Annotated in this window: 7 protein-coding genes; all 7 read right to left on the bottom strand. The window is 67.2% G+C overall.

Translation table 11 applies throughout. The annotated features are described in order from the left end of the window. Positions 1-375 precede the first annotated feature (375 nt). Positions 376-1263, bottom strand: a complete 888-nt coding sequence (locus Q0Y09_RS12210; protein ID WP_297722127.1) for an MBL fold metallo-hydrolase — start codon at positions 1261-1263, stop codon at positions 376-378. Beyond that, positions 1254-2291 (bottom strand): tRNA 2-thiouridine(34) synthase MnmA, encoded by a 1038-nt coding sequence (gene mnmA / locus Q0Y09_RS12205; RefSeq protein WP_297722124.1) that lies wholly within the window; start codon positions 2289-2291, stop codon positions 1254-1256. Before mnmA ends, Q0Y09_RS12210 begins: the two co-directional genes overlap by 10 nt. 644 nt (positions 2292-2935) lie before the next feature. Continuing rightward, entirely contained in the window at positions 2936-4810 is a 1875-nt protein-coding gene (gene mnmG, locus Q0Y09_RS12200) for a tRNA uridine-5-carboxymethylaminomethyl(34) synthesis enzyme MnmG (protein ID WP_297722121.1), read from the bottom strand. 644 nt (positions 4811-5454) lie between these two features. Further along, complete coding sequence (locus Q0Y09_RS12195; RefSeq protein WP_297722117.1) at positions 5455-7221, bottom strand: DEAD/DEAH box helicase; 1767 nt, start codon at positions 7219-7221, stop codon at positions 5455-5457. Between the two features lie 120 nt (positions 7222-7341). Beyond that, positions 7342-7836 carry a shikimate kinase gene (locus tag Q0Y09_RS12190; RefSeq protein ID WP_297722114.1) on the bottom strand — a complete coding sequence of 165 codons (495 nt, stop codon included), beginning with the start codon at positions 7834-7836 and terminating at the stop codon, positions 7342-7344. 127 nt (positions 7837-7963) lie between these two features. After that, complete coding sequence (locus tag Q0Y09_RS12185) at positions 7964-8680, bottom strand: putative ABC transporter permease (RefSeq protein WP_297722111.1); 717 nt, start codon at positions 8678-8680, stop codon at positions 7964-7966. Between the two features lie 98 nt (positions 8681-8778). Continuing rightward, positions 8779-9633: an MBL fold metallo-hydrolase gene (locus Q0Y09_RS12180; RefSeq protein WP_297722108.1), complete on the bottom strand. Its 855-nt coding sequence runs from the start codon at positions 9631-9633 to the stop codon at positions 8779-8781. Positions 9634-9929: the final 296 nt, after the last annotated feature.

Raw genomic sequence — 9929 nt, 5'->3', positions numbered from 1 at the left:
GCTCGTCGGCTGCGGCTGTTGTGTTTATGTGACTGACTCTATATTTCCTCCGAGGGGCTCTTTTTTGTGCTGTCCGCATAATCTGGGGCAGTTCATTACAGACGGAAGGTCTTTTTTTGTGTTGCGCGGGCCCCTGATCATGCGCTCGCCTGCATAGCTCCCCCTTGACGGGGGAGCTGTCCGGCGGAGCCGGACTGAGGGGGGGAACAGAACAGCACCACACCCTATTCCCCGTCATTCTGAGGCGGAGCCGAAGAATCCGCATCCCCTGACCCGGCCCGAAAAGACGGGAGAGACGGATCCTTCGCTGCGCTCAGGATGACAAAGGGGAGTGCTCAGGATGACAAAGGGGAGCGCTCAGGATGCCAAAAGGGCTCAGGTGCGGACAAAATACCGCAGACCCTCCCGGACCTGGATCTCCATGCGCCCCATGTCCACCAGATACTCCGACATGGCGTGGATGTTCCGGGCGTAGAGGGCGGCCTTTTCCACATGGGTGGTGAGCAGCTGCTTCTTGCGGTAGTAGGCCAGGCACAGCTGGTCCATGCTCACCGGCTCCGCCGCCAGGGAGAGCAGGTCCTCATTGAGCCGGTCCAGGGCGGCCAGATTGGCCTCCACCAGGCCGGGCAGGTCCTCCGTCACCCCCTGGTGGGCCACGGCGCACAGGGCGCAGGGGGTCTGGCGCAGCTTCTCCATGCTCCGCCGGGCCTCCTCGTGGAGGGTGTGGTAGGGCAGCCTGGCCCCCGCCAGCACCTCCCCCGCCATGAGGGCGTCGGCCACATAGAGCACCCCGTCCGGGGTGATGGTGCAGATGTGGTCCGGGGTGTGGCCGGGGGTGTGGACCACCTGGAGGGGCACCGAGCAGAACTCCACGGTCCCGTCCCGGGTGCCCGCCGTCTCGTCCACCGGCCCCAGCAGATGGCCGTTCCTGGCCTCCAGGCTCCGGGGGGTGAAGGCGTTGTAGACCGCCTTATACATGGTGAGGCTGGCGCTGAGGGCGGCCTCCCACAGGGGCAGACAGATCCTGGTCCCGTACCGCCGGCGCAGGTAGTGGTTGTTGCCGGCGTGGTCCACGTGGGCGTGGGAACAGAAGACCCCCACCGGCGTCAGGCCCGCCCCCTCCAGGGCGGCGGTGAGGGCCGGCCCCTCGAAGGCGTGGCCGCTGTCCAGCAGCACGCACTTGTCCCCCGGCAAACGCACCAGAGGGATGAGCTCCGCCCCCTCCAGGCACCAGGTATCCCCCTTGATCTGTTTCAGCTCCATACCCCTTCGCTCCTTTCGATCCAGGCGCTGCCCACCACCACGTCGCCGTCGTAGAAGACGGCCAGCTGGCCCGGTGTGGGCGCCCGGGCGGGCTCGGTCAGCCGGACCTCCACCTGTCCGTTGGGGCCGGGGAGAATCTCTGCGGGCTGCTCCGTCCGGGAGTGGCGCAGCCGCACGGTGACCGGTCTGGGGCCGTCCAGCCCGTCCACGGCGATCCAGTTGGGGCGGGCGCAGACCACCCGCCGGGCCATGAGGTCGCTGCCGTCGGAGAGGGTGACGGTGTTGCGGACGGGGTCGATGGCCGTGACGAAGTACCGGTGGGGGCCGGACACCCCCAGGCCCCGGCCCTGGCCGATGGTGTAGTGGTGGTAGCCCTTGTGCCGGCCCAGTACCCTGCCGTCCCGGTCAATGAAATCCCCCGGCGGCGGGGTCCCGCCCCGGCGGTCCAGCCAGGCGGCGTAGTCCCCATCTGGGATGAAGCAGATCTCCATGGAGTCGGGCTTCTTCGCCGCCGCCAGGCCCAGCTCAGCCGCCATGGCCCGGACCTGGGTCTTCTCATAGGGGCCCAGAGGGAAGACCGCCCGGCAGAGGATGGTCTGGGTCAGCCGGGAGAGCATGTAGGACTGGTCGTTGGCCGGCTGGCCCTTGCGCAGCAGCACCCGCCCGTCGGGGCCGGCGGTCACCCGGGCGTAGTGGCCGGTGGCCACAAACCGGGCCCCCTCCGCCTCGGCCGCCTCCATGAGGGCGGGGAATTTCACCAGAGGGTTGCACCGGGCGCAGGGGAGGGGGGTCCGGCCCGCCAGGTACTCCCGGTGGAAGTCGGCGCAGACAAAGTGCTCCAGCTTCTCCCGGATGTCCACCGTTTGGAAGGGGAGGGACAGGCTGTCGGCCAGCGCCCCGGCCTCCTCGCCGCCCCCCAGGCCGATGTCCAGGAAGACACAGCGGACGTCATAGGTCTCCCGGAGCAGGGCGGCGGATACGGCGGAGTCCACGCCGCCGGACAGGCCCAGGATCAGTTTTGGCTTCATAGGTACCTCCAATCAGGGGGGATGAGGGGCGGGTGAGGAATGCGCCCGTAAACCTTCCCCTCTTAGGGGGGAAGGTGGCATTTGCGGAGCAAATGACGGATGAGGGGGCGCAGGTCATTGGAGCACCTGGTTTCTGCGCTCCCGCCCACCCTCATCCGCCCCTGCGGGGCACCTTCCCCCTGAAAGGGAGAAGGTCATGGGGCGAACTTTGGCCCGACGACGTAGGGGCGCACCTGTGTGTGCGCCCAACCCTCTCCTGTGTCATGCTGAGCGTCAGCGAAGCATCCGTTTCCCCGCCCTGTTCCGTAACGGGAAAACTCCCTCAGTCAGCTTCGCTGACAGCTCCCTCAAGGAGGGAGCCAGCCCCCCCTCTCAGGGGGAAGGTTTTTTTGGGGGGGCTGCACCACTTTTGTGCGGGGCGCGACGACTCGGCGCGCCCGCGCCATTTTCTCACGTCATTCTGAGCGAAGCGAAGAATCCGTCTCTCTCGTCTTTTCCGAAAAACCAGGAACCGGGAATACGGATTCTTCGGCCTGCGGCCTCAGAATGACGGGGGTGAGGTGTGCTCCACCGCCCCGGCCACCCCCACCAGCCCCACTTCGCGGGGCCCCTCCGGCGTCAGCACCGCTCTATTTGCTTTTCTTTCACTGGCTCCGGTGCTCCAGCCAGATCATCAGCGCGGCGATATCGGCGGGGCTGACGCCGGAGATGCGGGACGCCTGTCCCAGGCTCATGGGCCGGATGGCCTGGAGCTTCTGCCGGGCCTCCAGCCGGAGGACTGAGATGTCCATATAATTGAGGTCCGGGGGCAGGGGACGGGTCTCCAGCTTGCGCATCTCCTCCACCTGCCGCTGCTGCCGGGCGATGTACCCCTCGTACTTGAGGGCGATCTCCACCTGCTCGGTGACCTCCAACCGCAGGTCGGGCCGGTTGGGGTCGAAGGGGGAGAGGTCGGCATAGCCCACCCGTGGCCGCCGCAGCAGATCGGCCAGCCTTGCCCCGTCCCGGGCGGGAGACTCCCCCCGCTCTGTGAGCATGGCATCGAGCATGGGAGAGGGGGCCACCCCCGTGCTCAGGAGCCGCTTGACCTCTTTGCCCACGGCGGCGTACTTCTCCAGCACCTTCCGGTACCGCTCGTCAGAGACCAGGCCGATCTCATGGCCCACCGGGCACAGCCGCTGGTCGGCGTTGTCCTGGCGGCAGAGGAGCCGGTACTCCGTCCGGGAGGTCATCATACGGTAGGGCTCATTGGCGCCCTTGGTCACCAGATCGTCGATGAGCACGCCGATGTACCCCTGGTCCCGGGTGAGCACCATGGGGGGCCGGCCCAGCAGCTTGAGGGCGGCGTTCACCCCCGCCACAAGGCCCTGGACGGCGGCCTCCTCATAGCCCGAGGAGCCGTTGAACTGCCCCGCCCCGTAGAGCCCCGGGACCCGGATGTGCTCCAGGGTGGGGTAGAGCTCGGTGGGGTCGCAGCAGTCGTACTCGATGGCGTAGGCGCACCGGGTCATCTCGGCCTGCTCCAGGCCGGGGATGGTGTGGAGCATCTCCACCTGGACCTCCTCGGGGAGGGAGGAGGAGAAGCCCTGGATGTAGAGCTCCTCCGTGTCCAGACCCATGGGCTCGACGAAGAGCTGGTGCCGGGGCTTGTCGGCAAAGCGGACCACCTTATCCTCGATGGAGGGGCAGTACCTGGGCCCCACCCCCTCGATGACCCCGGAGAAGAGGGGGGAACGGTCCAAATTCCGGCGGATGACGTCGTGGGTGCGCTCGTTGGTATAGGTGAGGTAGCACACCGCCCGGTTTTCCGGCGGCTTCTCCGTCTCGAAGGAGAAGGGGACCACCGTCTCGTCGCCGGGCTGGAGCTCCATTTTGGAAAAATCCACGCTGCGGCGGTTGACCCTGGGGGGCGTCCCCGTCTTGAAGCGGCGCAGGCTCACCCCCAGCTTTCGGAGGCTCTCGGTGAGGGGGAGGGCGGCGGCCAGGCCGTCGGGACCGGCGTCCCGGGTGACCTCACCCACGATGGTGCGGCCCCCCAGGTGGGTGCCGGTACATACCACGGCGGCCTTCACATGATAGATCGCGCCGGTGGCCGTTTTGACGCCGGAGACCGCCCCCGTCTCGTCGGTGAGGACGTCCACCACCTCGGCCTGTTTCACCCACAGGTTCTCCTGCCGCTCCAGGGTGTGCTTCATGAGCTTCTGGTACTCCCGGCGGTCTGCCTGGGCCCGGAGGGACCACACGGCGGGGCCCTTGCCCTTGTTGAGCAGCCGGTACTGGATGCAGGCCCGGTCGGCACATCTGGCCATCTCGCCGCCCAGGGCGTCCAGCTCCCGGACCAGGTGGCCCTTGCCGGTGCCGCCGATGGCCGGGTTGCAGGGCATGTTGCCCACCGCGTCCAGATTCACCGTGAAGCACAGGGTCTTCAGCCCCAGCCGGGCGGCGGCCAGGGCGGCCTCGATGCCCGCGTGGCCTGCGCCGATGACGGCGATGTCATATTCTCCTGCGAAATAGTCCATGGCTGGGTCGGCGCTCCTTTTTGTGGGGATTTTTTAGGGGGGAGATGGCGGCGTCAGCCGCCGGATGAGGGTGCGCCCCCCCATCATGCACCCGGGCCGACACACAGGTCGGCCCCTACGGTGGGGAATCGGTCATATCCCTGTTTTGTGGGGCGCGACGACCCGGCACGCCCCGCGCCAAAACTGCCTTCCCCTGGGGGAAGATAGCTGGCCGAAGGCCAGACGGATGAGGGGAAACGCCGGACCCAGGATGACCTTCCCCCTCCCAGGGGGAAGGTGGCATTTGCGAAGCAAATGACGGATGAGGGTGGGCCGGGGGATGCATCCGGGCCGACACACAGGTCGGCCCCTACGGGATATCACGGCGTCATGCTGAGCAAAGCGAAGCATCCGTTTTCCCCGTCCCTTTTCCGCCGTCAGGGGCCGGGGGACGGATTCTTCGGCCTGCGGCCTCAGAATGACAGGAAAGGGGAGGTCGTGGCGCACCATCCAGGAGCCGATGCCCCCATCGGCCCAGTGGCGTGGTTTGTACCCTGCCACTCCCTCAGTCGCCTGCGGCGACAGCTCCCTCTAAAGAGGGCGCCAACGGATTCTTCGGCTCCGCCTCAGAATGACAGGAAAAATACCTCAAAATGACGAGGGTCTCAGTCGTGCTCGATATAATAGGGCTTCATGAGACTGGGCTGCTCGGTGGAGTCCTTCACCGCGCCGCTCTTCATGGGCATCGCGGGCCGGCCTCCCCGGGGTCCGCGGCCCCGGTCATGGCGGCGCTTGGACTGGGCCTTGGGGGCCGGGGCCGCCTTGGGCGGCTGGGCCTCCCGGACCTTCCGCTCCGCCTGGCTCTGGGGTTCCGCCTGGGCCCCCTTCTTTTTCTTCTTCCGGCGGCGAGAGCGGTTCTCCCCTTCCTCCGCCTTCACAGGCTCCGGCTTCACCGGGGCCTTCCGGGGGGCCAGCAGCCGGGCGGTGGCGTCCATGATGCGGTCAGAGGACAGGGGGTCGGGCCGGTGGAAGTCCCGGTACTCCCCCTGCTCCGGGCCGGCGCTCCGCTCGGGGAGCACCGCGTCCAGCACGCCGGGCCCCTCCGCCTTCTTCCAGCGGGGCTCCCGCTTCTTCCTGGGGGCGGGGGCGGGCTCCGGGGCGGGCTGGGGGGATGCCTTCTGCCCCTTTTTCTCCTGACTGGCGGCATCACGGGCCCGGCGGCGCTCCCTGGCGGCGGCCCGGGCCTCGGCGTCCTCGGCGTTCACCGTGCGGCCCTTGGCATCCTTGGTCACCTCAAAGACCTCCATGGGCCAGGGGTGGCCGGCCAGCACCGGAATGGACCGCCCGATGAGCTTTTCCACCCCCTTGAGGTATTCCTTCTCCGCAAAGTCGCAGAAGGAGACGGCGGTGCCGCCCCGGCCGGCCCGTCCGGTGCGTCCGATGCGGTGGACGTAGGTCTCGGGCACCTCGGGCAGGTTGTAGTTGAAGACGTAGGAGAGCTCCTCGATGTCGATGCCCCGGGCGGCGATGTCGGTGGCCACCAGGCACTTCACCCGCCCCGCCTTGAAGTCGGCAAGGGCCTGCTGCCGGGCGGTCTGGGACTTGTTGCCGTGGATGGCGGCGGCGGAGATGCCCGCCTTGGTGAGGTCGGCGGCCACCTTGTTGGCCCCGTGTTTGGTGCGGGTGAAGACCAGGGCGCTCTTCACCGCCAGGGTGTCCATCAGCCAGGCCAGGAGCCTGGACTTGTTCCCCTTGTCCACAAAGCACACCTTCTGGTCGATGACCTCCACCGGGGAGGAGACCGGGTCCACCGCCACCTTGGCGGGGTCGTGGAGGAGGGCATCCACCAGTTCCATGACCTCGGGGGGCATGGTGGCCGAGAAGAAGAGGGTCTGCTTCTTCTCGGGGAGGAGCTTCAAGACCCGGCGGACGTCGTGGATGAAGCCCATGTCCAGCATGCGGTCGGCCTCGTCCAGGACGAAGATCTCCACCCGGCTCAGGTCCAGAAGGCCCTGGCCCTGGAGGTCCAGGAGCCGGCCCGGGGTGGCCACCAGGATATCCACGCCCTTTTTCAGCTTCTCCACCTGGGGCTGCTGCCCCACCCCGCCGAAGATGACGGCGGAGCGCAGGGGCAGGTTCCGGCCATAGGCGGCAAAGGACTCCTGGATCTGGAGGGCCAGCTCCCGGGTGGGGGTGAGGATGAGGGAGCGGATATAGCGGGGGCCCACCACCACGTCGGCGTTGAGCCGCTGGAGGATGGGGGCGGCAAAGGCACAGGTCTTACCCGTGCCGGTCTGGGCGCAGCCCAGCACGTCCCGGCCCTTCAGGGCGGGGGGGATGGCCTGGCGCTGGATGGGGGTGGGCTGGTCGTAGCCCTGGGCGGCGAGGGCCTTCAGAATGGGGGAGATGAGCCCTAATTCCTTAAAATCCATATGGTTGTCGTTCCTTCTCTTCGTTTTTTGTTCCCGCGTACATAAAATACGCGTTTCATGGCCTTTACAGGCAGAAGGCTGGGGTTCCTTCGCGCATACGCTTGCGTATGCGAGACTGCCCTATCTGAGGGCGCGCAGCACCTGCGCCACCGTCTCCTCCAGGGTCTGCCGCCCCACCTTCACGGTGCAGTCGGCGTACCGCTGGTAGAGGGGGGCCCGGTGGTCGTAGATGTGGGCCAGGGTCTCGCCCGGGGCCATGGCGATGCCCCGGGTGCTGATGTTGTGGAGCCTGCGCTCCAGCTCCTCAAGCGGCAGATGCAGATAGATGATGCGGCCCATGGTTTTCAGGCGCTCCATGCCCCGGTCCCGGCACACCACGCTCCCCCCCGTGGCGATCACCGTGCGGTCACAGTCCATGGCGCAGACGGCGTCGGCCTCCCGGTCCAGGAAGGTCTCCACCCCCAGCCCGTCCACCAGGTCCTGGAGGAGATGCCCCTCCCGCTCCTGGATCACCAGGTCCGTATCCAAAAACGCATAGCCCAGGGTCTTGGCCAGAAGCACGCCCACGGTGCTCTTGCCCGCGCCGGGCATGCCGATGAGTATAATATTGTCCATGTCCTACCTCTCTACCCTCAGAAAAATCAAAAACATATCAGTGTATTATACCAAAAAAAGACCGCCGTGGCAACCAGAGGACCACGGCGGCATCCGTACTTTCTTTTTTGGGGCCTGCGGGGGGCGGTCACGGGCGGGGCTCCCCATCCCCCACGAAGGTGAGGGTGGAGTAGCTCTGGTACATGCGCTCATCCGGGTAACGGCGGTCCAGCATGCAGGCGAAGGCGTTTTCCGGGGGCAGGCCCAGCTGCCGCTGCTCCCAACGGATGAGGGCGGCGGCCGAGAGGAGGATATTGCAGGCCATGAGCACCGTAAGGACCCAGGTGAGGGGCTTACCGATCCGGTTGGGCAGGCAGCCGATGAGGGTACACACCCTGGGGTAGAGGTCCTTGACCCACACCACTGCGGCCACCCCCCAGAACATGGCGTAGAGCAGACTCACCCGCCCATTGATGTTGAGGGGGATGTGGCTGTAATCCCAGAAGCAGGCCCCGAACAGCAGCTCCTGGACCCAGGAGCACAGGTACTCATAGGCCCCGCCCACCAGGGTACCCGCCAGGAAGATCACCAGGTCCCGCTGTCCGGTCAGCCGGTGGAAGCACACCGTGAACAGCACCGCCCCCAGCCCCCACACCAGGGAGAACTGGCCGTAGAGCACGCCGCTGCGGTTCTGGAGCTCCCCCTTGGTGAGGAGCATGAAGAGGGTCTCCACCAGGGCGCCCAGAAAGGCGCACAGGAAAAAGACCCAGAAGAGCTTGTAGTAGTTGAGTCCCCGGGCAAAAAAGCCGGGGATGGTCTCAGAGCTGGCGCGGACGCGGCTCCGCTCCGGGCGCAAAGCAGGCATGGTACCCCTCCTTTTTTGGTCGGAGGAAACCATACCACAATTTTCTTAAGAAAGAGGGCGGAAAATTCTTACGTTCTTCTTGTGTCCCCGCCCCCGCCTTACGGGGTGGGCTCCCACAGCCGGACCACGGTCCCGGCGGAGAGGTAGTGGAGCCGTTCGGCCAGGATGCGGCGCAGCAGGTCGAAGGCGGGCAGGCCGGTGCAGTGGCCGGTCCAGACCTCGGCCACAGTAAGGGACAGGAGCCGTTCCCCCAGGGCCCGGGCGGCCTCGGGCCGCACCCCAAGGGTGGCCGCGCCGCCGGCCCCCATCAGGTGGAAGCCGCCGAAGAAGGCCCGGACGGTTTTCCCGGGAAAGGCGGCCTGGACCTCCTCCACCACGGTATCCGCCCCGGCGTGGGAACAGCTGCTGAAGATGGCCAGCTCCGTCCCATGGAGGACCACCAGGGTCTGCTCGTGGGCGAAGTCGTCGGGATGGAGGCCGTCGGGGCCCTGGCGGTACATGGCCACCTTCTCCCCCCGCTTTTCCAGGCCGGGGACGGTGTGGGGGAGGAGCCACACGCCGGGGTGGATCTCGCCCGGTCCGGTGACGAAGCGCAGCCGGTCCCGCCGCTCCAGCAGTTCCGGCGGCACCCCCAGGTACTTCCGCTCCCCGTCCTTCCGGACCCGCCAGCTCGGCTCCGCCGCCTGGGGACGGAGGTAGAGAGGGGCGCGGTCATTGCCGTCCAGGAAGGCGGCAAAGCCGCCGGAGTGGTCGTAGTGGCCGTGGGAGAGGACGGCGGCGTCGACGGCGGACAGGTCTATCCCCAGGGCGGCGGCATTGTCCAGCAGGGCGGGGGAGGCCCCGGCGTCCAGCAGACAGCGCCATCCCTCGTGCTCGATGCAGAGGGACAGGCCGTGCTCACAGCGCAGGGCGGCGTCGGGGGCGGTGTTTTCGATCAGCGCGGTGACCTTCATACCAGAGCACTCCTTTCACAGGGGACGAGAGGGCTGGAGTTGGGATACAGGGCCGCCATACCCGGCGGACCGATGGCGTCCCCCCGTCATTCTGAGGCCGCAGGCCGAAGAATCCGTTGCCTCCCTCTTTGAGGGAGCTGTCAGCGAAGCGGACGGAGGGAGCCCGTTCCATGACGCAAAAGGGCGGGGAGAACGGATGCTTCCCTTCGCTCAGCATGACGCAGTGATATCCCATAGGGGCCGACCTGTGTATCGGCCAGGGTACAACCTCCGGCCCACCCTCATCCGTCATGGCC

Source organism: Intestinimonas sp. (assembly GCF_026169115.1).
GTDB lineage: Bacteria > Bacillota > Clostridia > Oscillospirales > Oscillospiraceae > Intestinimonas.
The sequence above is the reverse complement of the archived record's forward strand: the minus strand, read 5'-3'. Positions and strand labels throughout refer to the sequence as shown.

Excerpts from the sequence above, each read along its gene's own strand:
- Q0Y09_RS12210 (WP_297722127.1), bottom strand. The coding sequence starts at position 1,263 with ATGGAGCTGAAACAGATCAAGGGGGATACCTGGTGCCTGGAGGGGGCG.
- mnmA (WP_297722124.1), bottom strand. The coding sequence starts at position 2,291 with ATGAAGCCAAAACTGATCCTGGGCCTGTCCGGCGGCGTGGACTCCGCC.
- mnmG (WP_297722121.1), bottom strand. The coding sequence starts at position 4,810 with ATGGACTATTTCGCAGGAGAATATGACATCGCCGTCATCGGCGCAGGC.
- Q0Y09_RS12195 (WP_297722117.1), bottom strand. The coding sequence starts at position 7,221 with ATGGATTTTAAGGAATTAGGGCTCATCTCCCCCATTCTGAAGGCCCTC.
- Q0Y09_RS12190 (WP_297722114.1), bottom strand. The coding sequence starts at position 7,836 with ATGGACAATATTATACTCATCGGCATGCCCGGCGCGGGCAAGAGCACC.
- Q0Y09_RS12185 (WP_297722111.1), bottom strand. The coding sequence starts at position 8,680 with ATGCCTGCTTTGCGCCCGGAGCGGAGCCGCGTCCGCGCCAGCTCTGAG.
- Q0Y09_RS12180 (WP_297722108.1), bottom strand. The coding sequence starts at position 9,633 with ATGAAGGTCACCGCGCTGATCGAAAACACCGCCCCCGACGCCGCCCTG.